25 protein-coding genes are annotated in these 25,007 nt (G+C 45.2%); 19 read left to right on the top strand and 6 right to left on the bottom strand.

Annotation, left to right across the window (positions count from 1 at the left end):
- Positions 1 to 276 precede the first annotated feature (276 nt).
- Positions 277 to 1,506, bottom strand: a complete 1,230-nt coding sequence (locus tag MKX40_RS21605) for a PLP-dependent aminotransferase family protein (RefSeq protein ID WP_339235999.1) — start codon at positions 1,504 to 1,506, stop codon at positions 277 to 279.
- 108 nt (positions 1,507 to 1,614) lie between these two features.
- Between MKX40_RS21605 and MKX40_RS21600 the strand changes: the two genes are divergently transcribed.
- On the top strand, positions 1,615 to 3,135 hold the full coding sequence (locus tag MKX40_RS21600) for a PLP-dependent aminotransferase family protein (protein WP_339235996.1): 1,521 nt from the start codon (positions 1,615 to 1,617) through the stop codon (positions 3,133 to 3,135).
- 86 nt (positions 3,136 to 3,221) lie between these two features.
- Positions 3,222 to 3,479 (top strand): hypothetical protein, encoded by a 258-nt coding sequence (locus MKX40_RS21595; protein WP_339235994.1) that lies wholly within the window; start codon positions 3,222 to 3,224, stop codon positions 3,477 to 3,479.
- A gap of 98 nt (positions 3,480 to 3,577) precedes the next feature.
- On the opposite strand, the gene MKX40_RS21590 is transcribed toward MKX40_RS21595, so the two are convergent.
- Positions 3,578 to 5,452 (bottom strand): S8 family peptidase, encoded by a 1,875-nt coding sequence (locus MKX40_RS21590; protein ID WP_339235991.1) that lies wholly within the window; start codon positions 5,450 to 5,452, stop codon positions 3,578 to 3,580.
- 284 nt (positions 5,453 to 5,736) lie between these two features.
- Between MKX40_RS21590 and MKX40_RS21585 the strand changes: the two genes are divergently transcribed.
- The 6 genes from MKX40_RS21585 to thiI all read left to right on the top strand — a co-directional run bounded on the left by MKX40_RS21585 (position 5,737) and on the right by thiI (position 10,586).
- Complete coding sequence (locus MKX40_RS21585; RefSeq protein WP_091014020.1) at positions 5,737 to 6,243, top strand: YpuI family protein; 507 nt, start codon at positions 5,737 to 5,739, stop codon at positions 6,241 to 6,243.
- A 166-nt stretch (positions 6,244 to 6,409) separates the two neighbouring features.
- Positions 6,410 to 6,628 (top strand): DUF1540 domain-containing protein, encoded by a 219-nt coding sequence (locus MKX40_RS21580; RefSeq protein WP_076211597.1) that lies wholly within the window; start codon positions 6,410 to 6,412, stop codon positions 6,626 to 6,628.
- A 35-nt stretch (positions 6,629 to 6,663) separates the two neighbouring features.
- Positions 6,664 to 7,077, top strand: coding sequence for a hypothetical protein (locus MKX40_RS21575; protein WP_253439370.1), 414 nt, complete (start codon positions 6,664 to 6,666; stop codon positions 7,075 to 7,077).
- A gap of 189 nt (positions 7,078 to 7,266) precedes the next feature.
- Positions 7,267 to 8,019, top strand: a complete 753-nt coding sequence (locus MKX40_RS21570; protein WP_339235986.1) for a lytic transglycosylase domain-containing protein — start codon at positions 7,267 to 7,269, stop codon at positions 8,017 to 8,019.
- A 170-nt stretch (positions 8,020 to 8,189) separates the two neighbouring features.
- Positions 8,190 to 9,338 carry a cysteine desulfurase family protein gene (locus MKX40_RS21565; RefSeq protein ID WP_339235984.1) on the top strand — a complete coding sequence of 383 codons (1,149 nt, stop codon included), beginning with the start codon at positions 8,190 to 8,192 and terminating at the stop codon, positions 9,336 to 9,338.
- 6 nt (positions 9,339 to 9,344) lie between these two features.
- Positions 9,345 to 10,586, top strand: coding sequence for a tRNA uracil 4-sulfurtransferase ThiI (thiI, locus tag MKX40_RS21560; protein WP_339243148.1), 1,242 nt, complete (start codon positions 9,345 to 9,347; stop codon positions 10,584 to 10,586).
- A gap of 120 nt (positions 10,587 to 10,706) precedes the next feature.
- Here thiI and MKX40_RS21555 read toward each other — a convergent pair whose 3' ends face one another.
- Positions 10,707 to 11,417: a TerC family protein gene (locus MKX40_RS21555; RefSeq protein WP_339235981.1), complete on the bottom strand. Its 711-nt coding sequence runs from the start codon at positions 11,415 to 11,417 to the stop codon at positions 10,707 to 10,709.
- Positions 11,418 to 11,504: 87 nt separating this feature from the next.
- On the opposite strand from MKX40_RS21555, the gene MKX40_RS21550 reads away from it, so the two are divergent.
- From MKX40_RS21550 to MKX40_RS21525, 6 genes are all read left to right on the top strand, one after another.
- Complete coding sequence (locus MKX40_RS21550; protein WP_339235978.1) at positions 11,505 to 12,164, top strand: TerC family protein; 660 nt, start codon at positions 11,505 to 11,507, stop codon at positions 12,162 to 12,164.
- 298 nt (positions 12,165 to 12,462) lie between these two features.
- Positions 12,463 to 12,957: a hypothetical protein gene (locus MKX40_RS21545; RefSeq protein WP_339235975.1), complete on the top strand. Its 495-nt coding sequence runs from the start codon at positions 12,463 to 12,465 to the stop codon at positions 12,955 to 12,957.
- A gap of 176 nt (positions 12,958 to 13,133) precedes the next feature.
- On the top strand, positions 13,134 to 14,978 hold the full coding sequence (typA, locus tag MKX40_RS21540; protein ID WP_339235973.1) for a translational GTPase TypA: 1,845 nt from the start codon (positions 13,134 to 13,136) through the stop codon (positions 14,976 to 14,978).
- 298 nt (positions 14,979 to 15,276) lie between these two features.
- Positions 15,277 to 15,573, top strand: coding sequence for a YlaH-like family protein (locus MKX40_RS21535; RefSeq protein WP_339235971.1), 297 nt, complete (start codon positions 15,277 to 15,279; stop codon positions 15,571 to 15,573).
- Between the two features lie 91 nt (positions 15,574 to 15,664).
- A complete protein-coding gene (locus MKX40_RS21530) occupies positions 15,665 to 16,726 on the top strand; it encodes an LCP family protein (protein WP_339235969.1) in 1,062 nt (353 codons plus the stop codon).
- Positions 16,727 to 16,824: 98 nt separating this feature from the next.
- On the top strand, positions 16,825 to 17,277 hold the full coding sequence (locus MKX40_RS21525; protein WP_124116004.1) for a pyridoxamine 5'-phosphate oxidase family protein: 453 nt from the start codon (positions 16,825 to 16,827) through the stop codon (positions 17,275 to 17,277).
- A 7-nt stretch (positions 17,278 to 17,284) separates the two neighbouring features.
- Here MKX40_RS21525 and MKX40_RS21520 read toward each other — a convergent pair whose 3' ends face one another.
- Positions 17,285 to 17,983, bottom strand: a complete 699-nt coding sequence (locus MKX40_RS21520) for a YhcN/YlaJ family sporulation lipoprotein (RefSeq protein ID WP_339235965.1) — start codon at positions 17,981 to 17,983, stop codon at positions 17,285 to 17,287.
- Positions 17,984 to 18,135: 152 nt separating this feature from the next.
- Here MKX40_RS21520 and MKX40_RS21515 point away from each other — a divergent pair, with 152 nt between their 5' ends.
- Both MKX40_RS21515 and MKX40_RS21510 read left to right on the top strand, forming a co-directional pair.
- The gene (locus MKX40_RS21515; RefSeq protein ID WP_339235963.1) at positions 18,136 to 19,470 is read left to right on the top strand and encodes a PhoH family protein; all 1,335 of its coding nucleotides are present in this window, start codon (positions 18,136 to 18,138) and stop codon (positions 19,468 to 19,470) included.
- A gap of 222 nt (positions 19,471 to 19,692) precedes the next feature.
- Positions 19,693 to 20,970, top strand: a complete 1,278-nt coding sequence (locus MKX40_RS21510; RefSeq protein WP_339235960.1) for an ABC transporter substrate-binding protein — start codon at positions 19,693 to 19,695, stop codon at positions 20,968 to 20,970.
- On the opposite strand, the gene MKX40_RS21505 is transcribed toward MKX40_RS21510, so the two are convergent.
- Both MKX40_RS21505 and MKX40_RS21500 read right to left on the bottom strand, forming a co-directional pair.
- Complete coding sequence (locus MKX40_RS21505) at positions 20,962 to 22,041, bottom strand: hypothetical protein (protein WP_339235958.1); 1,080 nt, start codon at positions 22,039 to 22,041, stop codon at positions 20,962 to 20,964. The genes MKX40_RS21510 and MKX40_RS21505 overlap by 9 nt on opposite strands.
- 183 nt (positions 22,042 to 22,224) lie before the next feature.
- Positions 22,225 to 22,461 (bottom strand): DUF2626 domain-containing protein, encoded by a 237-nt coding sequence (locus MKX40_RS21500; protein ID WP_076332330.1) that lies wholly within the window; start codon positions 22,459 to 22,461, stop codon positions 22,225 to 22,227.
- Positions 22,462 to 22,774: 313 nt separating this feature from the next.
- On the opposite strand from MKX40_RS21500, the gene MKX40_RS21495 reads away from it, so the two are divergent.
- From MKX40_RS21495 to MKX40_RS21485, 3 genes are all read left to right on the top strand, one after another.
- Positions 22,775 to 23,425 carry an RsfA family transcriptional regulator gene (locus MKX40_RS21495; protein WP_339235955.1) on the top strand — a complete coding sequence of 217 codons (651 nt, stop codon included), beginning with the start codon at positions 22,775 to 22,777 and terminating at the stop codon, positions 23,423 to 23,425.
- A gap of 150 nt (positions 23,426 to 23,575) precedes the next feature.
- Complete coding sequence (locus MKX40_RS21490; protein ID WP_339235952.1) at positions 23,576 to 24,535, top strand: 2-dehydropantoate 2-reductase; 960 nt, start codon at positions 23,576 to 23,578, stop codon at positions 24,533 to 24,535.
- Complete coding sequence (locus tag MKX40_RS21485) at positions 24,535 to 24,909, top strand: DUF3397 domain-containing protein (RefSeq protein WP_339235950.1); 375 nt, start codon at positions 24,535 to 24,537, stop codon at positions 24,907 to 24,909. Before MKX40_RS21490 ends, MKX40_RS21485 begins: the two co-directional genes overlap by 1 nt.
- Positions 24,910 to 25,007: the final 98 nt, after the last annotated feature.

Raw genomic sequence — 25,007 nt, 5'->3', positions numbered from 1 at the left:
ACAACAGCATTACAGTGTAGTCCACCTATCAGTCGAGGACAATCCGTGTGATTCACCGATGGCCTGACTGATCAGAAGGACCCATGCATATCTGGATAAACATAATTCCTGTTGATGACAGGTTCTATACTATAAAAAAAGGCGGCAGTTCCGATATTCTCGGGCCTGCCGCCTTTTTTTTGTTGCTCATATCAAGTTTTGGACGTGCCTGGTGTTTTCAGACACGTCCTAATCAATGTCATACGCAAAATATAGGGCAACGTTTATGACAGTTCATTACAGTGTAACAACACTGTCCGATGTTAACGAAGCGTGCCAGCGTTGGATGGCGCGATCCATTCTTTCCACGGCTTCAGGAAGAAGCTCAGGGTCTGTATGAGTAAAGTTGATTCGCATGCGGTTTAACTCTGGTGTACCTGCATAGAAGGAATCACCCGGAACAATGCACACTTTCTCCTGGATACCGTAAGTGAATAGATTGCTTGCCAGCATGCCTTCTGGTAGTTGCAGCCACAAGAACATGCCACCTTGTGGTGAATTCCATGAGATGCCTTCCCATGACTTGGCTGCCATGAGAGTGGTCAGTGTTTTCATCCGTTGTTCATAATCCTTTGAAATATGACGAATATGCGCATCCAGATCGAAAGATTCAAGCAGCGCATGAAGCGCTCTTTGGTCAATGCTGCTGGAATGCAAGTCAGCGCCTTGTTTGGCGCGTGCTGCCATTTTAACAATATCGGGAGCAGCCAGTATCCAGCCCGTACGAAGGCCTGGTGCTACCGTTTTGGAGAATGTACTTGTGTAGATAACATTGGAAGGGCCATCATAGGATACGGCATCCAGTTCTGCGAGAGCAGGGACATCCAATTGCTCTGGATTGAACCGGATTTCACCATAGGGGTCATCTTCCAAAATAAGTACGCCGTACTTGCGGCACAGATCCACAGCCTGCTTTCTTCTTTCTCGAGACCATACTTTTCCCGTAGGATTGGAGAACGTGGGGTTAATATAGACCAGTTTTGGACGATGCAACTGGAGCTGTTCCTCCAGAGACTCAGGCAACATGCCGTGATCATCACAGGCTACGCCGTGAGATTCAGCTTGATAGGAATGGATGACTTGCAGAGCAGCGAGGTAGGTTGGTGATTCAACTAATACGCGGTCACCCGGGTCAAGAAGGATGCGGCAGACCAAGTCAATAGATTGCTGTGAACCCGTAGTGAGAAGCATATGATCAGGTGAAGCGGGAATGCCCTTGGATTCGAGACGTTCGGCGATCTTGGCGCGAAGAGGACGGTAGCCCTCAGTCTCAGCATATTGAAGAGCGGCTGCTCCGCTCATAAATACTTTTTCATACGCAACACGAATGGCTTCCAGCGGAAAAGAAGTCTGGGCTGGTAATCCACCGGCTAGCGAGATCATTCCAGGTGCCTGAGCGGCCTGGAGCATGTCGCGAACGACAGAGGACGGGGTATTTTGTGCCATTTTGGACCATGGGATACTCATGTTATTCTCATCTCCTGTTATTCACTGTTATACTGATATTATAAACTATAATAGACGGACTGCACTATAACAGTAAAATGAAGATCATAACAGTTGGGGGGCGCAACCATGCATATTGAATTAAAGCGGGGAAGCAGTACCAAATTGTACGTGCAGATTGCACTAACAATTGCCGATCGTATCAGATCAGGACTCATTGAACCCGGAACCCGACTTCCTTCTGTTCGCAAAATGACCACGGATTTGGGTGTTAGCCTGGTCACTGTATCCAAAGCGTATGCTGAACTCGAAGCGATTCAACTGATCACCTGCTCTCAGGGGAAAGGTTGTTATGTAAGAGGTACTCTAAACGCGGATTCGATGGAGGATGTGGATCGAGCCAAGCGTAATCATCTTAACAGTGAATCCGGTACGTCATGGAATTGGCAGATGGCACTTGTGGATTATTTACCCCGAGCGCAGCTCTGGAGACATTTCGATACGTCCCCTCAAGTACGGTATGAACTACATATGTCAGCGATTCAGCCTGAACTGCTGCCTACACGCGAGATTATTGACAGTGCCTACCGGCTCTCCTCTGACCATGCAGAGCGTATGGCGGCGTATGGATCTTTTCAGGGAGATCGGGAGCTCAGACAGATCTTCGCCGAACATTTTGCCGAACGTGGACTACAGGTAGTACCTGAACGCATGCTAATCACAAGTGGTGCTCAGCAGGGGATTGATCTTGTGGCCCGGACTTTTATTGGACCTGGGGATGTTGTATATATGGAGGCGCCAAGCTATACCGGAGCCATTGATGTATTTACGAGTAGAGGTGCGAAGATCATTACGGTCCCGATGGATGACGAAGGCATGCGTATCGATCTGTTGACCCGATTATGTGATACCTATCCGCCCAAACTCATCTATACGATCCCGACTTATCATAATCCAACAGGTATTACGATGAGTGCGAGAAGGCGGGCTCAGCTTCTGAATCTCGCGCAAAGCTACCACTGCCTCATCCTGGAGGATGATCCATTTGCGGATCTTTATTTTCGGGATCCTCCGCCAGCTTCCATTAAATCGATGGATGGGTCAGGCCATGTCGTATATATCAAAAGCTTCAGCAAGGTGCTCTCTCCCGGTTGCCGCATAGCCTGTGCTATCGCTGATGGAAGTGTACTGACCCGGCTTGTGGCTGCGAAGTCAACAGCGGATCTGGGTAGTCCGTTGCTTACACAAAAGGCATTGCAATCTTTCATTCAGAATCAGTACGGTGCCTATGTATCCCGATTGAGGGATGAATTGTATTCTCGTTTGCGTGCCGCATCTGAAGTGTTGGAAGAGCATGCTCCTATGGGAATGCAATGGCGTTTGCCAGAGGGAGGACTCAATCTGTGGCTCCAACTTCCGAGCAACCTGGATATGCGTGAGCTGCATCATCAGTCCTTGGCTGCAGGGGTCTCTTTTCTGCCGGGTTCCGCCTGTTATGTAGGGGAGACGGATACACCAAGTCTGCGCATCTGCTTCACGGTTACGAGTGTGGAGCTTTTGTGTGGAGGTCTTCGTGTACTGTGCGGAGTCATTGCTAGTGTGACACCTGGGCAGGGTGGGGCAGTGGCGGACAGGCTACCGCTCATATAATTTTTCGGAGTATGGACATACATCCAATCCACTTTCGACCTGCTGCAATAGGTTATAGTATCACCAGAAAGGGAGTTGGTTTTGAAATGAACCATTACTGTCCACCGCTTTGCCCGATTGTCTGTGACCCGATCCAGGTTGTTGAGGATTACTACATCCCACAAATCGTGCCTGTAATCCACCCGATCGAAGTGATCAAAAAACATCACTGTGTTCCGATTCATCACCACATGTATCCTGTTGTTGTCAAAGAAGAAGATCCTTGCTATGTATCCAGTCACAATGCGAAGAAAAAATCCGTGAAAAAATCAAGTAAAGCCCGCACATCTTCACGCAAGCGCTAATTGCAGCGGGTGCCCCGGGGAATTGAATATAAACCAAAGAGCAGCGTACGCCCCGGGGCGCAGCTGCTTTTGTTTTTTACTGATCAGTGTTATTACGGTTACTGGGTATACTTCTTCATTGTATTATCCATTTGTTGTCTGACATGTTGCGGCCAGAACTGCAAAGGAGCGCTGTTGCCTGATGCGGCTTGCAATGCCTTATAGACATCGATTTGCCCATATCCAAAATACTTATCGTGACCCGGATCACCGAGGTCAATAACACTTTGACGCATCAAATCCATCACTTCTGTGTTGGTCAAATCCGGGTTTAACGAACGAATCAAACCTGCAAGTGCGGCTACATGGGGGCTAGCCATGGACGTCCCGGACAAGGCCGCATACTGATTGTTTGGATAGGTACTGGCGATACTCGAACCCGGAGCCATCACATCCACATAATCCCCATAGTTGGAGTAGGAAGCTTTGCTCATATCCGGGTCGGTAGCTGATACGGCAAATACTTCCGGATAAGCAGCAGGGTATCCTGGACGTTCTGTATTATCATTTCCCGTGGCTGCAATCAGGACGATATCACGATCAAAAGCATATTTAACGGCATCATGAAGAAATTGCGCATCAGCATAATTGCCCAGACTCATGTTGATCACTTTGGCTCCATGATCGGCTGCCCAGATGATACCTTCGGCAACGGCATACGTGGTACCTGAACCCGAGTTGTCGAGTACTTTAACCGGTAATACCTTGTTATACCAGCTCATGCCTGCCACGCCTTCATTATTGTTGACAATAGCACCGATAATGCCTGCGACATGTGTGCCATGTCCCACATCATCCATCGGTTTGCTTCCCGGCTCGACCACATTATAACCTTCGAGGAGTTTGCCCTTTAGGTCAGGGTGATTCATATCAACCCCCGTGTCAACGACTGCAACGATGACATCTTTGTTTCCCCTGGTAATATTCCAACCTCTGTTTGTCTCAATCGCAGGCAGGTTCCACTGATAATCGGAGAACAAAATGTCATTGGGTATCGTAACATCGGTTTGTTCAGTTACGGTATCATTGGTTAAATACATGTAGTGGGGTTCCATATAAAGTGGATTCCATTTGCTTTCGAAATAGCTATGCAATTGCTTGTAACTCATGTCTTCTGACCGAAAAACATACGTGTATCCCAGCTTGCGCGCAGATTGCATTCTTAGATCAGATTTAATGATACGCATATCCCGTTCACTGGGATCCTGGCGAAATCGGATAACGATTTCATTTTCGTAAAAATGACTGGCATTGGCGTTATCATGTCCGGTTTTCACTGTGATTTCGTTAAGTGTATCCGGGTGAACAGACTCAATCTTGAATTTACCCTCACGCGGATAAGGGATCATACGCAGATTTTTGCGTTGATGTTGTTCAACTGCATTTAATACATTCTGGCTGAACAAGGCAACTACAGCTCGTTTGCCATCTTTGGAGGGTTGCCCCATAACAAAATATTTTTCTTTTCCCAAAGGAAAAGAAGAGGATTCGAAACTTTGACGTTTGTTTACCGCTTTTTTGGCAAGGTTCAGTGCATGTTGAAGCTTCTGTTGTTCCAGCTTGCTTCCTAGTGTGGAGGCCTTATCTAACGGTTTGTCAAAAGAGCCATTGATATTCATGAGATGAATGGATCTGATATGTTCATGTGAGCCTTGGAGATCATTCACATATCGATTCACCTGCGCGGCATTCATTGTGGCGGTTTTCTCCAACATGATACTGAGATGTTGCTTGGCATCCATGCGGGTCAGAAGATCGGTTGCTTTGACATCCTGCACTTTCAGACGCTGTTTACTCGTGTGCTCTTCATGAGCAGAATCGGACAGGGCACTAGGTTTGGGCTCGGTACGATTTGATGTTGGAAGCAAAAGTGTAAGGGCGAGTGCTCCCGCACCAGCTGCAAGGGCCCAGTTAATCCATTTCGGTCTGGCCATGGCGGATGGATCCTCCTTCGTTCATTTTTGGACAGTCATTAACAGTGCTTCATCGTTGTCACTGGTTATATCTATCGTTAGAAAAAGTGGAACGTTTTATGCAAACAAGTTCGAGTCTAACTGCGTATAATAGGCATGTTCAATGGCAGAAACGGAAAGCATGATTAAGGGATACCGCTCGTCAACTTTTTATGGTAGGATTATAGCTGAGAATTCAAAGGTCAGGGGAAAACCACCGTTGGCCGACCTATATGTAAGGACTTATTTAAGGGGGAGCTACCTTTATGTCAGCAGCCAATGTACAGAAAACATGTGAGTCAACTAGGGAAAAGTTAAAACCGGCTATCGATCGGATTGAAAAATTTTTGAATGAGAATGCTTTGCCTGAACTGGATCAGAATCAGACGGAAGAATCAACAGTCTTCTACAAAGGATTTCTTTCAGATCTCCGTCATTTACTCGTTTTTTCTGAAGTTTCTTACGAAAAACTTGGCGTTGTGCTGCGTCGTGCCAACTTTGATGTCGATTTTGCCGAAAAGGCTCTTTATAATACGTATCACCAATGCGTAAACAGCTTTTTCTATCCCAAAAATGAATGTTACTCGGAAGACGGAAGATACGCTTACACAGGACAAGATGCCATTCGTTTTCGTGACAAGCCAATTCGTGCAGTGCGGGATGTCATTCTTGAGGTTTCCAAAACGTACGAAGAATTGCGCGATGATCTGGCATACTACGAAAGTGATTACCTGACTCAGCGCCGTATGCAAAATCAACGGAATCACGCTTAACTAACGTTTGAATTTTAATATGATATTGGACGAAACCGCCCTTGTGGCGGTTTTTTTGTGTTTTCAGTCAGAAATCAACGGGGAGGGATCATGTCATCATCTGGCATTTTAGCAGAGAATATCGGGTTTGTGGCGGGGAGACAATAGTAGTCGAGGTGATAAAAAAATGAGCCAAGACAAACCAATTGTCAAATGCAGCGTCTCCAACTGCAACTTTTGGGGAGAGAACAACTTCTGCCAGGCTGATGCTATCATGATTGACATCGACCAACACGCCACCCGTCGTCTGCATGAGGAGTTTGCCGGTGAGACATTCGACTCGGATCATCATGATCATGCGCGTACATCCTCTGCAACCTGCTGTCACACGTTCAAACCCAAGTGAGCAGTCATCCCTATTCATAATGGAGGTGCTTCCAAATGAAAAATGACGATAACAACATTCGTTCTATTGATCGCCCTGAAAACAAGGGTGAGGTTGAAAAACAGCGTATGCGTGTGGATTATCCAAGGAAAGTACATCGGGAAGAGTACGGGGCTGAGGTGGCTCCTCCAACTGTTGTAAGAACTGGAGGCACCGAACGTTCAGAACCTGTAGTTGAGAAGCATGAGGCGGACCGTGTCATGGAGTCAACAGGCAAGGTCGCAGGTTATATGGGGCTGGCCTTCGGTATTGCGTCCTTGTTCATGTGGTCAATCGTACTTGGACCAGCGGCAGCTGTTCTGGGTTACTATGCTTATGTAAATGGTCGGAAAACTGCGGGAGCTTGGTCCATTGGACTGGGTATTGTAGCTACGCTGAGTTATTTTTTCATGATCCCATTTGCGCGCTAGGTGTAAAATATGCTTCACCAAGCCTTCTGTTTGCACCCATGTGTGGTGACTTACAGGAGGTTTTTTTTCGTATATACGCAGGTTAGAGCGTGGGATTCAACTATTTTTTTGAAAACAATGGAACCTTGCTGTAAAACGATGTAGAATAAGGTCATATTACGCTTAATACTACGGGAGTGGGTATAAGTCATGCAGATAGATCCAAGCGGATCGCGGCAGTTGTTGGAACTGCAATTGTCCAATGTGAATAACCAAACCAGTGGGTCACAACCAGATGCTGGTTCAACAGTGGATTTCGCCAAAGTGATGGACGGGCTGTTAGGCACGGGTGCCAATTCGACGAGCAATACGGATTCCACCGCTACGGTCTCCAAAAGATCCAGTGATGGTTTGTTGTGGCTGCAACTCGGAAGCACGTACAATCCGGATATAAATACGGCAGGATCGTCCTCTGTCTCCAATAACATCGTTGAGTCTTTATTATCTTCATCCAATACAGGAATCGTGGATCCCGGTGCATCCGTACCTACGGATTTTGAATCATTGATTGCGGAAGCAAGTGCGAAATATGGTGTGCCTGAATCATTGATTAAGGCCGTCATTGACACAGAGTCCAATTTTAACCCAAATGTTGTTTCCTCCGCCGGTGCCAAAGGGCTTATGCAATTAATGGATGGGACAGCTGCAGGGCTGGGTGTAAATAATTCATTTGATCCTGCCCAGAACATTGATGCCGGGACGAAATATCTTTCTCTTCAGCTCCAGCGTTTCGGTGGAGAAGTGAAGATGGCGCTTGCTGCATATAATGCAGGACCGGGTCGTGTTTCACGTCTGGGCGTGTCGAGTGATAGCGAACTGATGAGTGTACTTAACCGTCTGCCTTCAGAAACACAGAATTATATCTCCAAGGTGGAAAAGGCACAGTCTAAATATGTGATTTAAACTCACAGTAACATTTGCGATAACACATGATAGGCAGGATGAGATCAAATGTGGGGACAGCAGCGCTTGAAACGCCTGTTCCCGGTTGGTCTTTTTGTGTTGTATGGGTATCGTGTTACAATGCTCACTGTAGGTTCATGAACGAAGAGATAAGGGAGGTCTAACCTCATTTGAAATATTTTGATTATGCTGCTACCACGCCTCCCCATCCGGATGTAGTTCGTACGATGGCCGAGATTATGGAGACACAATTCGGTAATCCGTCCTCTATTCATGGATATGGAGAGCGTGCTCATCAATTGTTGCGTCGTGCACGCTCTGGCTGTGCTGCGGCGATAGGCGTTAAGCCTGAGGAGATTGTATTTACTTCCGGTGCGACCGAGAGCAATAATCTTGCGATAAAAGGTGCTGCATTACGTTATCAGTCACGAGGAAGACATATTGTCACAACGGCTACCGAGCATGCCTCGGTGTATGAAAGTTTTATGCAATTGCAACAGTGGGGATGGGATGTAACGCTAATTCCTGTCAATTCCGCTGGTGTTGTGAATGCTCAGCAGGTTATAGATGCAATCAGACAGGATACAGTGCTAGTAAGTCTGATGCATGTAAACAATGAAACAGGAGCTATCCATCCGATTGCAGAGATTGGCAAAGAGCTCAAAAAGAAAGCACCCCGAGTGCTTTTTCATGTGGATGGTGTTCAGGGGTTTGGAAAAATGGAGGCTTCACCTGCCGCTTGGGGCGCAGATCTGTACAGTTTGTCTGCTCACAAGATCCGTGGACCGAAGGGAGCAGGTCTCTTGTATGTGCGAAGTGGAGTGGAACTTACGCCACTCATGTCAGGGGGATCACAGGAGCAGGGTCTAAGAGCTGGCACGGAGAACGTGGCCTTGTTAGTAGGCATGGCAAAGGCCATGCGGATGGCAGCAGAAGGCCAGGTTAATTTTGCCCGTCGTACTCAGGTACTCCGTGATCGATTGATGGAAACGATACGTCACATTCCTGAATTTGAATTGAACAGTCGCACAGAGGGTGCCCCTCATATTGTGCACTTCTCCTATCCCGGGATGAAGGCAGAAGTGGCGCTGCACACCTTGGAGCAACTTGGCATAACCATATCCACCCAATCTGCCTGTTCTTCGCGTTCGGCTGAACCAAGTAGAGCTCTACTTGCGATGGGCAGAGATACAGCTTGTGCTGCTGGCGGATTGCGTATTAGTCTTGGAGATGAACATACAGAAGAAGATGTAGCCTCGCTTGAACGGGCTTTACATCAGATGGTGGCGCAGTTGCGACCCCTTGAAAGGCGGATGTGAATGGATATGAAATATGATATGCTGCTTCTCCGTTTCGGAGAGTTTATGTTAAAAGGAAAAAATCGTGCGCGATTCGAGAAAACGATCATTACACAGGTGAAAGCTTTACTTAAACCTTATCCAGGAGCAAGTCTTCGCAAAGAATATGGCCGTGTCTATGTGGATCTTGGCGGTGAATCACATACTGAACTGATTAAGGTGTTAAAGCGGGTATTCGGTGTGATGTCGATTAGTCCGGTTAAAGTTACTCCATCCGAGCTTGATGAGATTGTGAAAACCGCAGTTGCTTTTATGGACGAAAGGGAAGACGAATTTAAGGAAGGCACCACATTCAAGGTAAATGTAAGGCGGGTATGGAAGGAGTTCCCGAACTCTTCACATGAAATGAATCATCTGGTTGGTTCCCCGATCCTTCGGAAGTTCCAGCAATTGAGTGTTGATGTTCGTCAGCCTGATATTGAACTGCGAGTGGAAATTCGGGATCAAGGCACTTATATTTTCAATGAAACCATTCCTGCGGTGGGTGGGTTTCCGCTGGGGACGAATGGCAAAGCAATGGTACTGCTATCAGGTGGGATAGATAGCCCTGTTGCTGCCTGGTCTTCCATGCGTCGTGGACTCGAAGTGGAATGTGTACATTTTTACAGTTATCCGTTCACAAGCCAGCGGGCCAAAGAAAAAGTCATTGATTTGGCGCGTGCCCTTGCTGATCATGCAGGAACAATCAAGCTGCATCTGGTTCCATTTACGGAGATCCAAACGGCATTCACCCAACTGGGTCAGGACAATCTGATTATTACCCTAATGAGACGTTCAATGCTGCGAATTGCATCCAAACTTGCCGAGCGGGAGCGCGCACTAGCACTGATCACCGGGGATAGCCTGGGCCAAGTAGCGAGTCAGACTCTTCCGAGTATGAATGTCATTGGTCGTGCGACGGATCTGCCACTGTTGCGACCACTGGTTATGATGGATAAACAGGAGATCATTACCCTGTCCAAACAGATCGGAACGTATGACATATCGATTTTGCCATATGAGGATTGCTGTACTCTCTTTGTGCCAAAGTCACCTTCTACCAATCCCAATCTTCGGATTGTGGATAAAATTGAATCAACCATGAGCCATCTGCCAGAATGGGTCGACCAAGCGGTGGAATTAACAGAAACCATCACGCTGCACGCCGGTGAAACTTCTGTGGTAACGAATCAGTCAGGCGATCAAGGCATGAAGGATGACTGGTTCTAAACTCAATAAAAATGAGCATGGCTGACATAATAAGGGCTATGTTAACTGCAAAAAAGGACTGTCCGATAAAATATCGTTCAGTCCTTTGCTGTGTTCAGGAGCAATTATAAATTAAATAGCCTACGAATAGGAGCGTTGCTGTTCCCCGCCAGATCCCTTGTGACTCGAACTGCTGGAGCGTTTGCGATAACCTGCAAAGACTACGCCTGCGATAACCACAACGATGAAGAGAATTCGCAATGCCGGATGTTCAGTAAAGTAAGGCGAGAGTCGCTGCTCCTCGGTAATCATATTGGATGCCGTATACCCGAGAACGATGGCTCCGACATAGATGATCCAGGGAAAGTGATTAATGAGCTTGATAAACAGAGTGCTGCCCCAGACGATAATAGGTACACTGATCAGGAGTCCGAGAATGACAAGCACAAGATGCTGCTGCGCAGCTCCGGCAACGGCAATCACGTTATCGAGTCCCATGGCTGCATCTGCGATCACGATGGTACGAACAGCAGTCCATAAGGAAGTCCCCGCCTGAATATCATTGTGTTCATCTCCCTGATCCGCCAATAATTTATAGGCAATCCAGATCAGCAGTATGCCTCCCACCAGCAAGAGCCAAGGCACTTTAAGCAACCATAAAACAACAACGGTTGCCAAGATTCGAATCAGAAGTGCGCCGCCCGTTCCATATAGAATCGCCTTTTTCTGCACGGAAGGGTGCAAATTTCGAGCTGCAAGACCAATGACGATGGCATTATCTCCAGCCAGAATGAGATCAATAAAGACAACGTTCAGCAAAGCCAGCCAGAAAGCGGGGCTAAATAGCTCCATGTATTATGTCACTCCTTATATACGGTTCAATCATTAAGAATAGCATGGACAACTCTGACATACAAGTTAATGTGGGGGGATGAGGACATGGATACACTCTGGCTGTTGACTGAGATTTTAATGATCAATCTGGTATTGAGTGGAGATAATGCGGTTGTTATTGCGCTTGCCAGCAAGGATCTGCCACTGATACAACGCAAAAAAGCGGTATGGTGGGGAGCTTTTGGGGCGGTGCTGCTACGCTGTGTGTTAACCTTCGTCGCAGTGTTATTACTCGGGATTCCCTTTATCCAAGCGGCAGGTGGACTGTTGCTACTCTGGATTGCAGTGAAGCTACTGCTTCAAAATGAGGATGAAGTACATATTCGGGAAGCTTCTACGACGTGGAAAGCCATTCAAACCATTCTGATTGCCGATTTTGTAATGAGCCTGGATAACGTTTTGGCTATAGCGGCTTTGGCAGATGGAGATTTGGCTTTGATCGTCATCGGGATTGCAATAAGTATTCCCATTGTCGTATGGGGCAGTGGGCTAATTGTTGGTTTGCTCAAGCGATTTCCGATTCTGGTATTCGCCGGATCAGGCATTCTGGCTTTTACAGCTGGTGAGATGGTGATGAAAGACCCCAAGTTAGGAGAATGGTTGGGAGGAATGGCATCAGAGGTACACACGCTGTTGCCCGCAGCAATGGCTTGTCTTGTAATAGCGGTTGGAGGAGCCCATAAATTTGTGAGGAAGAACGCATAGTTTGACTATGGATAAAAGCTTGAACACAGGACCGCCCGAACCCTCAGGTTTAGGCGGTCCTGTGTTGAGCGAATACTCTTGCCATTAGAAGTTCCATTGGGCTAGTCATAAGTTGCACATTTTAGGGTAATACAGGTAAAGGGCACTTGCAAAGTGCGACATAAAGTATAGTTTTTTGCCGAAACATCAGATACACTAGAAGCAGGATAACAGGTTAGGAAATCAACAGTCAGCATGGATTGTAAATTGTTTATCAAAGAAATAAAGTACATAGCCATGGTATAAGAGGTGATTGCAGATGAGGATGAGAAATGAAAAAGCAATTGGCATATTTATTGTAGCTGCTGGAATTATTATCCTGCTCGGTAAGTTTGGTGTGTTTGGATTTATTGGTCGTAACTTCTGGCCTTTGCTGATCTTGCTGCCAGGTATAGCCCTTCATGCGTTATATTATGCGCGTATTTCACCGTCGTGGTCACTTGTTCCAGCCGGCATACTAACGGTATATGGTCTGTTATTCAGTATAACCAATACATGGGGTGCTGGACTGATGAGCAGGCTCTGGCCAGCAATTTTGCTTGGGATCGCCATAGGGCTGCTCGAATATGGAATGGCTGAGCGTCGAAGACCGGAATATGTATTACCTGCAGCTTTGATCCTTGGTGCGGTATCCATCATATTATTCGGATTTACCTTGCTGCAAACGGGAATAATCTATGTCCTTGCTGTTCTTTTGATCCTGAGCGGAGTCTGGTTATTGCTTGGACGAGGACGGCAAGGGAGAGGCTGGTAACATTCCCAATGGTCTTTTCGTGCGAAATATCTTGATTTTTACCTATAATAAACTATAATATAAGGGATATAGACATGCGTCGGGATATCACCGACGCTTATTTTGTGAGTAACCTGCGAAATTGCGGGAAGTTTAGTAGATAAGAATTGAAATTGGAAAGGATATGGATACAAACCATGCATTCAAGAGAACACATTCGCAATATTGCGATTATTGCCCACGTCGACCACGGGAAAACTACGCTCGTCGACAAGTTGCTCCAGCAATCCGGTACTTTCCGTGATCACGAAACGGTACAGGAGCGCGCAATGGACTCCAACGATTTGGAGCGTGAACGCGGTATTACGATTTTGGCCAAAAACACGGCTATAACTTATAAAGATTATCTGATCAACATTGTGGATACACCAGGACACGCCGATTTCGGTGGCGAAGTGGAACGTATCATGAAAATGGTTGACGGCGTATTGCTCGTTGTTGATGCTTATGAGGGCTGTATGCCACAAACGAAGTTTGTACTTCGTAAAGCACTGGAGCACAACCTGACACCTATCGTTGTTGTAAACAAAATTGACCGTCCAGCGGCTCGTCCGGCTGAGGTAATTGATGAAGTATTGGACCTGTTCATTGAACTGGGTGCCAACGATCAACAGCTTGAATTCCCTGTTGTATATGCTTCCGCATTGAACGGAACATCCAGCATGGAAAGTGATCCTGCTAAACAGGATGACAACATGGTGGCGATCTACAATACGATCGTTAGTCATATCCCACACCCTACCGAAAATGTTGAAGAACCACTTCAATTCCTCGTTACTTTGATGGACTACAATGAATACCTTGGCCGTATTGCCATTGGTCGTGTTAACCGCGGTGTGATCCGTCAAGGACAATCGGTAACGGTTATTATGCGTGATGGCAAGAGCAAAACTGCACGTATCGAGAAACTGTTCGGTTTCCAGGGTCTCAAACGTATTGAGACGGAAGAAGCAGGAGCAGGCGACATCGTTGCCATTGCAGGGATCAAGGACATCAACATTGGTGAAACCATTGCCGATCCGAACAATCCAGAAGCACTTCCAGTTTTGAAAATCGATGAGCCTACACTACAAATGACGTTCCTCGTGAACAACAGTCCATTCGCAGGTCGTGAAGGTAAATGGGTAACTTCCCGTAAACTTCGTGAGCGTTTGTTGAAAGAACTGGAAACTGACGTTTCCCTTCGTGTTGATGAAACGGACAGCCCGGATGCATTTGTCGTTTCCGGACGCGGTGAGCTTCACTTGGGTATCCTGATTGAGAACATGCGTCGTGAAGGATACGAGCTTCAAGTATCCAAACCAGAAGTTATCGTTAAAGAAGTTGACGGTAAGAAAATGGAACCTGTTGAGCGCTTGTTGATTGATATCCCTGAAGAGAGCATGGGTTCCGTAATGGAGAGCCTGGGTGCACGTAAAGCAGAGATGGTTAACATGGTTAACACAGGTAGTGGTCAAGTTCGTCTGGAGTTCCTGATTCCAGCACGTGGTTTGATCGGATATAGCACAAACTTCCTGACATTGACTCGTGGTTACGGTGTTATGAACCATGCATTTGACAGCTACGCTCCAGTAGTATCCGGTCAAGTGGGTGGACGTCACCAAGGAGTGCTGATCTCAACTGAAACGGGTACATCTACGTTCTACGGAATGATGGGTGTTGAGGATCGCGGAACGCTCTTCTTGGAGCCGGGTACTGAGATCTACGAAGGTATGATTGTTGGTGAACACACACGTGATAATGATATCGTTGTTAACATCTGCAAAGAAAAACAACTGACTAACGTTCGTTCTTCTGGTAAAGATGATACAGTTAAAATTAAAACTCCGATTATCTTCTCATTGGAACAGGCGCTTGAGTACCTGAATGAAGATGAATATTGTGAGATCACACCGAAATCCATTCGTCTTCGTAAGAAGATCCTGAATAAATCCGAGCGTGAACGTGCAGAAAAACAACGCAAAATGGCTTCCAAAGCCTAATAACAACAAAATAATTTATATAAGTTAGCATTTGATGGGCCCGGCTAGTAACGAGAGCTTGTACAACTAACGTAGTGTAGGGAACAGAATAGATTCTGAAGAAGCGAAGCGTTCGCCTTTATCCCCGGATTTTACCATTGAAAATGGATCAAAAAAATCTGGGGATAACAGCGATCGGAAGAACGAGCTGAGACCGAAACGGTCACGATGCACGTACTGGCTCTCTAAGTTGCTAAAGGGAGTTTCATCAACCAGTTAACTTATATTCTAGCATGAACACGAAAGGAGCTGGCTGTGCATGCAAGCATGGTTCGCATCACACCCGATCGTAGCCTACATCGTCATCTTTGTATTGATTACTTACGTATATAACAAGGTGTTTCGGGTACGTCAGAAATTGCCGCTTGGTAAGGAAATCGTTCTCTATATATTGATGGCGATGGGCACATTCATGCTTCTTATTTTTCAGATCGACAAGCTTCCCATCATTCAATGTTTGTTGGTTGCGGTTGGTTTGATGTTGTTAGTGAGAGTGCGTTATTTTATCGAAGGCCGTCAAAAGAAAAAAGCGGAAGCTACCGCTCGAAATTCATAAATCCTGTCTTGTACAGACCATCCGTTTTCCTTAGGGAAAGCGGTTGTCTTTTATTTAGACAAAAAACAGATGTGATAAAGGTGTTGAAGATATGAACTCAAATTCGAACGGACTGCCTCCACGGAGACAGGCACCAACGCAATCCGGTGCTTCTGGATCGAAGAATGGCAAGGGCAAGCAGCCTAAGAAGAAAAAGAGAATGAATGCTTTTGGCAGAATCTTTTTAAGTCTATTGGTTATTGCCATTTTGGTAGGTGGTGGATATGCGTACTGGGTATACAATCAAGTCGTGGATACAGGCATCGATAAACCGGTACCTCCCGGCATGTCAGCCACAACCAAACCGATCACGATGCTGTTATTAGGCACAGATAACCGTCCTGAAACGGGCACATATCTCTCGGATGTCGTAATGGTGGCTTCGTTGAATCCGGAGACCAAGACGGCAACCATTGTATCTTTGCCACGAGACACGCGTATTCAATTGGATGGGTACAAATCCAACAAGTTGAATTCCTATTATCCGAGGTTTAAAGCACAGGAAAAAACCACTGGTAAAAATGCAGAGGATCAGATGAAAGAAATGATGAGTAAGTATTTGGATGTAGATATTAATTATACAACCGTACTGAATTTCCAGGCTTTCCGTGACGCTGTTAATGCCGTGGGTGGCGTGGATGTGACTGTGGATAAAAATATGTGTTATAGAGATACAGCCGATGGGACAGATATCAATCTGGTCGCAGGCGCACAACATCTTGATGGTAAAGCGGCACTGGATTTTGTGCGTTACCGCAAATCCAATTGTAATCCGAAGACTGCTGAATCCAATGACTTTGACCGTAACAAACGTCAAAACCAAGTATTGAACTCCATGTTGGATCAGATGAAATCTCTTGGGGGCATTACGAAGATTAGCAAAGTGATTGGTGCAGTTGACAAGAACATGACGACAGATGTGGAATCAGAACAAATGAAAAACTTTATCTCGACGTATTGGAACATTTCCACCTCGGATGTACACTATACTCCGGTAACCGGAGAGTGGAGAAGTCCTTATGTGTATATTAATGAAACGGAACTCGCCAATGCGAAGCAGGCATTACAAGATACTCTTTCAGGTAAGGTAACCACTTCAACTTCGAGTGAATAATCTTCATTCTTTTGGGATTGGAAGCACATTAATTCGTATGCTATAATAATATAAACCAAGTTTAAGAATTGCATAAAGAAGGTTAGGGGGCTGGTTGAATGTCCGAAGCCGTCACACAATTAACTGAATCTCTTTTACAGCAATTCAAGAATGAGACCTTTGTGCTGCTGAGCACAGTGGATGTAGAATCCGGAGGTCCGACTTCAACAGCCATCTCCTGGATTTATGCGGAGAATGCTTCTACTTTTCGTTTAGCGATCGATCATCGTTCGCGCTTAGTGAATAACATGATGACTAACCCGCTCATTACGATTACTGTCTTTGGAGAAGAGACAGTGTACGCAGTGAACGGACGTGCTGCGGTACGACAAGATCCGCTGCAGGATGTTCCATTTAATATGTGCTGTTTCGACATTACGATTGAAGCGGTGAGGAATGCTCTGTTTTACGGCGCTCAACTGTCCTCCGTGCCTCAATATGTCAAAGTATATGATCAGCGTGCTGCTGAAAAATTAGATGGGCAGGTTTTTGCTGCCATGAAAAAAGCCTAGTGAGAGATCACTGGGCTTTTTGTTGTCTTTTGTCTGATGAATGCAGCTGCTGCATTTGTTGTTTTTGATTCACGTGTTCATCCGGATTTTGACGGACTTTGACGTCTTTCGGGAGTTGAGGGATAATTCGTCCCACCATGTCAGCGAGTTCTGAAGCAAAACCGGATATGGGGTGCCCTTGACGGATATGTTCACCAATCTCTTTAATTCGTTCAGTGACATCGGCATCAGCAGTAACAATGGAATCTACACCTTCGGGATCTTTACGAAGCGCTTCGGCAACAGCGTATTTGATGGTACCTACCCGAGCACGTTCCAGTTCACCATCAACATCAATACCGACCACAGCCGTATTACCGAGTATAACGCAGTTCGCATCTTTAACACCTTCCACTTGCTTGGCAAGTGCTTTAAGGTGATTGATTCGTTTTTCATTTGGCATCCGGCCACTCTTTGCATCATCCGCAATGTTGGTATCGTGGACTTCACCTGTATTTTCATTAAGACGGTCCAAACGTGAAGGATTCAACCGATCTTCCTGTGCATCGAGCATGTGAGATCCTTTCCTTTGATCTTGCTGAGTTGTAATATTTCCTCCGTAGCTTCTTGGATGTGACGTATGCGGTTCCTGAGAAGCGTTACGAGTGGTACTATTGCAACCTGTAAGTATAAAGATCAGAAGCAGCGTGCAAACCCATATTTTCATAAATGTTCATCCTTTCTTGGAGTTTTTCAGAATGGTTGACAATTATTTTGCCCTAGTCGAATACATTTATGTATGGGATCATGATTGTCCATGCCGCTGCTGAAAGATCACACTATCCATGCCTTTAACGACGCCGCTTTGGAGGGGATTGAATGAAAAAGATTTTTGTATTGGATACCAACGTGCTTCTGCATGACCCCAATGCCATATTTGCCTTTGAGGAACATGAGGTAATCATTCCCGCGGTTGTATTGGAGGAGATCGACTCCAAAAAAAGAAATGCCGATGAAATTGGGCGTAATGCCCGTAATGTATCCAGACTGTTGGATGGATTACGTGAGCTGGGTCACCTGCACAGTGGGGTACCTTTGGCTAATGGAGGTAACCTGAAAGTAGAGCTGAATCATCGGAGTTTCGTAAAAGTTCAGGAAATGTTTGGTGAAGTATCCAACGATAATCGAATTCTGGCTGTCGCACTAAATTATCAGATCGAAGAGAATGAAAAGGAAGTAGTCGAACGTCAGGTCGTGCTTGTCAGTAAAGATGTTCTTGTGCGTATCAAAGCGGATGTACTTGGTCTGTTTACACAGGATTACTTATCAGATCGGACGGCAGGACTCAGCGAGTTATATCTAGGTTATACGGCCCTAAAAGTTCATCCGTCAGTGATTGATGAGTTTTACACATATCGTTTTTTACCAATCAAACCGCTACAGTTGTCTTACTCGTTATATCCGAATGAATTCGTCATTCTCAAGGATGAGATGGGAACCAATAAATCGGCTTTACTTAAAGTGAATACAGAGGGAACAAAGCTGGAGCCGCTTTTCCTCAGTAATGATAATGTCTGGGGCATTAGCGCACGTAACGCACAACAACGCATGGCACTGGAACTGCTTTTGAATGACGACATCCCGCTTGTTACCATTACCGGTAAAGCTGGAACAGGGAAAACCTTGCTGGCACTTGCAGCAGGTCTGCTTAAGGTAGAGGATGATCATAAATACAAAAAACTGTTAATCGCTCGTCCTGTCGTTCCTATGGGGAAAGATATCGGTTACTTGCCTGGTGAGAAGGAAGAAAAACTTCGTCCATGGATGCAGCCGATTTATGATAATCTGGAGTTTTTGTTTGACACCAAAAAAGCCGGGGATATCGATAAAATTCTAATGGGGCTTGGCAGTATTCAGGTGGAGGCATTAACGTATATTCGTGGAAGATCGATACCTGGACAGTTTATCATCATTGATGAGGCTCAGAATCTGTCCCGCCATGAAGTGAAGACCATTGTATCCAGGGTCGGTGAAGGCAGTAAAATTATTTTGATGGGTGACCCCGAACAGATCGACCATCCGTATCTTGATTCCGCCAGTAACGGTCTAACGTATATCGTGGAACGGTTCAAGCAAGAGGGAATCAGCGGACACATTATGCTCGAAAAAGGAGAGCGGTCCAAGCTGGCACAGCTTGCGGCTGATTTATTGTAAAATTCAGGGGATTTATTTCCCGGAAAATGTTGTTATTGAAGCCGGCTCTTGGAGCCGGCTTTTTTGCTGAAAAATTAAGAAAGCGTTATTGCACAGAACTCGATATGCTCGTAGTATGCAAAAATCCGAAAAAGTGTTTTTCGGCAGGGTAGGACAAGAGTACTACTTATTTGTTACAATAATTGCTGCAGGAAAAAACTAGGTGAACAAGGAGGGAAGTTAATGAAGCGTAAACATCAGGTTGTTTTGTTCGCGGTATTGCTGCTTTCGTTAACGATCTTGTCACCGAGTTTTGACTTTAGAGGTTCGCAGCTCAATCAGGAACAAGAGAAGGAGAAAGATGCTTTTCCGGGTAATTCATCACGTAATGAAGATGCTCAATCTCCGCTGGAGATTGTGGTTGCCATGTCGGATGAAGAGTTCCAAGCCTTTCAAAAGTTAGCCAAAGAAGTTGCTGCTTCCCAACTGGTAGAGATTAATCTTCGGAATGAGAAGCCGGATACATATAAGCGTGTTTTGGATCTTGAATTTTCACTAGGAGAGAACGGGGATGTTGTTCTGCTTGATAGTGAGGAAGTGCAATACTATGCTCAAAAAGGGTACCTTTATCCGTTAAACGGAACAACATTATCGAAGTCGCTTGGAGATACAGTAGTTGGATTACGGGGAATGACAGAGTGGAATGGTTATCAATGGGGAATGCCTTTTGATTTTGATCCGTACATTCTGGCTGCACAATCTTCATTTCTGAAGAGAGCTGGAATGGAGTCATTACCTCACAATAAAGATCAGTGGGTCAAACTTACTCAACAAGCCAATGCCGAAGGAATCCCTTTAATTACAATGAACATCAATGATATGTACGGGACAAATGCGTGGTTAAATCATCTTGAACCGAGAATGGCGCCTGATCAAGTTAATCAAACGCCATTAGATTCGCAACCGGGAGACCTCCAGCAGGGGATTCAATTGATGAATCACATTCAACCTCATATAATGGTCCAGTCTACCTATCCGATGTTCTCATCAACTGCTGACGAGACTAACATACCAATGGTTGTATCCTTGTTATCTCAATTATTAAGTGCAGATCAAGCGAGTACCGTTCATAAAGATTCTTTGGAGCGCATTTCTTTTGAATCCTTGGAAACAGTAAGCTCCAGAAGCCTTGTCATTACTTCGGGTTCGGTTGAGGCTGAGGAGGCCAGTAGATGGATTGAAGGCATGACGTCCGCTCCTTTACAGTTAAAATGGTACCAACAGGTCAACCGTTTGCCTGCAAAGCAACAGGAACTGGATTTGGAGTCCGAGAAACTTACTGGACGTTATGAAATGACAAAGAGACATTCCTGGTTCTCAACAACCCAAGATGCCCCTGCGTCAACGACAGAAAGTCTTGCTCTAATCACTCGTTTTCATAAAAAGGTACAACAATTCTTAAAGGGAGAGATTACAGCGAATCAATACGTAAATAGTATTAGAACAAGCTCTTTAAAATGATATAGCTAGTTTAACTTCCAGTATGCCTTCACTTGTTGAAACATCCGTTGCTTTGACGAAAGACAGGATTTTCTGTGGATAGAATCCAAGGTCGAATTCTCTTTCCAGCATTCGGCGGGTGGTGTCGGGCAATTCAAGCTGATTAAATACTAGTTTGTCTACATGAAAACGAATGGAGTTCTGAGGTTCATTTTCTACCGTATAATGTCCTTCAATGCTTAATTGCAACTGATCCCGCTGACCGGATGCGATAATCTTATCCTGATTAAACTGAAAGGCAAAGTCTTCAAAGATAGGATTTTGCGAACGTAAAAATGCGTTAAGCTCATCCTGCCCAATACGAATCGTATACGTTGTTCCAGTTGTGGATATGCCTCCGTTTTGTTTTTGTATAAAATCAGGCAGGTTCTGCATGGCAGATGCCAATGCTTTGAAATATCGTTTCACCTCATAGATGCCGATATTCTCCCAATAGAGAGTTAATTCATCCATTAGTTTCTGAATCGCCGCCGCATCTCCGCTGGTGGCTATTTGGGCATCTACTTCTTTTTGCAAGGCGACTACACGTTCCCGCTGGTTTTGAAGATTAGTCTTCATTTCGGTTAGTTCTGCTGTAGTCTGACGAATCTGAGTGGAAGTCTGTTGCAGGTTGCGATACCGGTCCTGATACTTGTCCAGCACAGCCTGATCCCGTCCAATAATAATCTGATAATAATCATACAGTACAAACAGGTCTTTGAATGACCGGGCCCCCAGGACCGTCATAAGAAGACTGTCACGTTCTCCAGTATAGTAGGACCTCACTACAGCTCCGGCCCGATCTTGCTGAATATGTATCTGTTCTTCCTGATCCTGAAGTTGGACGGATAATCTCTCGTATTGTTGAGCCAGCTGCTTCTGTCTGCCTGCGATACGTTCAATTTCATGATCGATTTCGACGATGGATAGACTTTTTTGCAATATTTCACGTGTATCCTCAGATGAAGGCTCTCCATAGGCATAGTTTGAGGGTAGTTGCAGAAATACAATGATGCATAATATAAATGCGGCAATGCCGTTATGACGTCTCAACGATCATTCTCCTTTCCACTTCTTCAATGACAATAGTACAGGCTAGTTGTCTTCCAGACAATATATGAAACAAATACGTGAATTATCCTTAGAGGTTAAATAACACCATGAACAACCATTTAATCTGAACACAACAAAAAAGTAACCCGACAGATATCGGATTACTTTGATGCTGCAGGTGGATTATAGCGGCAAACCCATTTGGAATACGGTCCAGTAGCTGAACCCCGTGAATGTGACGATCATATAACCCCAGAAGAGCAATATGTACGTTCTTTCAGTAAATTTCAAGTATCCCAAAATGACAAAAAACGCAGTCTGCAGGAAAAAAAGCAAAGCCATTTCGACCAGATCTCCCGCAAAAGCCATCAGGCCAATCGCAAGCGTGAAGAACCCGAGTACCCGAAACATGCGTGCCACGGTAAATCCTCCTCTCTAAGTACGATCATAGATTGTCTACACAACATTATACCGGGAAAGGAAAAACGTGTAAACAAATTTGGATATGAAAGCGAATTCTTTTTTTGCTCAAATGAAGTATAAAGAGAGAAGTTTTACTTGTGTCACGTATGAGCAAGCCTGAATGTGGAAATACATTTTAGTATGAAATCAATTCTATGAACTCTATGAGAGGCATAAGAATGAATGAAGCAGCTTTTATACCTAATTCACATACCGGGCTTCCGGTAATGCGGACGGTTATTTTAGGATGTTGTTAGGAGGGTATTATAGCATGACTGCAGTGAGACAGGATGCTTGGAGTACAGAGGACGATTTGATATTAGCTGAGGTTACTTTGCGTCATATTCGGGAAGGCAGTACACAATTGGCCGCTTTTGAAGAGGTAGGCGAAAAAATAGGCAGAACATCTGCCGCATGCGGTTTTCGCTGGAACAGTTGTGTACGTAAAAAGTATGAGTCTGCCATCAGTAACGCCAAGGCACAACGGCAAAAACGAAGTTATCTCAGAAAGCAGCCAACGATGCTCGGACCACAGGTTGCTGCATTGTCTACACTGGACACTGAAGAACATCTGTACAAATCAGATGGGATCTCGGACGATTCATTATCGATGGATGCAGTCATTCGCTTCCTGCGACAATGGAAGGGAACCGTGCAGGAGAGTAATCGTCAACTCAAGATGCTGGAGAAGGAGCTTCGGGAGAAAGAAGATGAATTGCTTGAACTGCGTCTTGAGAATGACCGTCTCTCCAAGGAAGTGAATGAAGTACAAACGGATTACCGCGTGGTGAACGACGACTACAAAGCTTTGATTCAGATTATGGATCGTGCTCGCAGACTTGCATTTTTGTCCGAAGAAGAAGAAGAACTCAAGACACGTTTCAAGATGGATGCCAACGGGAATCTGGAACGAATTGAATAGCAAGTACAGACGTCTGATTTGTGAGAGTCAGGTATGAACCCGTCACACCTCCGTTACATAACGGCAGGTATGACGGGTTTTTAGTTTAGTGTTTTTGTTCTATTATAGATAAGGGAAGCGTAACTACTGAAGCGGATAGGAGTGCATGATATGATCATTGACATCGTTGGAGCGGGGGCGCTGGGTCTATTATATGGCGGGAAACTGCTGTTGACAGGTAACCAGGTCAGATTCTGGACTAGAACAACGGCTCAGGCAGACCTTCTCAATCATGATGGAGTAACCCTTGTGGAACGAGGCAAGGAGATACATATTCTACCGGATCAAATACATGTGAAACCCATAAGTGAGCTGACTGACACATGGAAGAACACGCCAGGAGAATGGTTACTGCTCATGGTTAAGCAGACAGGCATTGATGATTTCATTCATGAGATTAGTCCATTGCAAGATCATATGCTGAATATCGCTTGTTTTCAAAATGGGATGGGCCATCTGGAAAAACTTCATGCTGCTATGCCAAATTCGCTTCTCTGTAGTGCGGTTACAACAGAAGGTGCGAAGCGTTCACAGCGTCAGGTGACTCGTGCAGGGGCGGGTGAAACCAGGTTGGGAAATCATAATACACATATAGAAGCTTCTATCTCTATAGAGGAAAAAGGAATATTTACTCTTTCAAGAGTCCTGGAGCAGGCAGGATTTGACTGTACAGTGTCGAATGAAATCGATAAGCTGATATACAGGAAACTATTAATTAACGCAGTCATTAACCCGCTTACAGCGTTATGGCGAATCCCGAACGGAGAATTGATCACCACGGAAGAACGCAAGAGGCTAATGCGGCAGTTATATGAAGAAGTATTGTTAGTCTACTCTGAACGCGGAATATGTATGGATCAGGATATGTGGGATCAATTGATATTAGTCTGTCGTTCGACTGCAACGAACACTTCTTCCATGCTTGCAGATGTTCTCGCTGGACGTGGTACAGAAGTCGGATCAATTAACGGACATATTGTAAGGATGGCACAAAAGTCGGGCCTTACTGCACCTACACATGAACTACTGCTTCATCTGATTGAAGGAATGCAACCGGAAGGAGTGAATTAATGGGACTTTTTATCGTGCTGAGTATATTACCTTTTTTTCCGTTCTTTCTCGTCTATTGGGGCATGTACTTATGGAAAAAAGACAAGCGCACAGCATTGCGGACGGCAATGGATGTAACCACCTTTTTCCTTGTATTTTCAGTATCGGCGTTATTCAACTTAACATTTGATTCGAATTTTGGTTTTTATCTGACATTATTACTCATACTACTAGCACTTGGATTCATCGGGGGAGCGCAAAATCGACTAAAGGGGAAGGTGGATGGGGGTAGAATGTTCCGGGCCGTTTGGCGCATGGCTTTTGTAATCATGAGTTTCGGATACATTTTGTTTACTTTATTTGGATTATTTAGATACTTCATGCAACAGATGTAAGGATACATAACGCAAAAGAGCTGAAAAATGTGTCGATTTTGTCGAAAACTGAAAAAAACATTACTTTCTGAAAAAGTAATGTAGATTTTTTTGACCGG

This window comes from Paenibacillus sp. FSL R5-0517, assembly GCF_037974355.1.
In the GTDB taxonomy this organism is placed as follows: Bacteria; Bacillota; Bacilli; order Paenibacillales; family Paenibacillaceae; genus Paenibacillus.
This window is presented reverse-complemented; position numbering and strand designations above follow the sequence as displayed.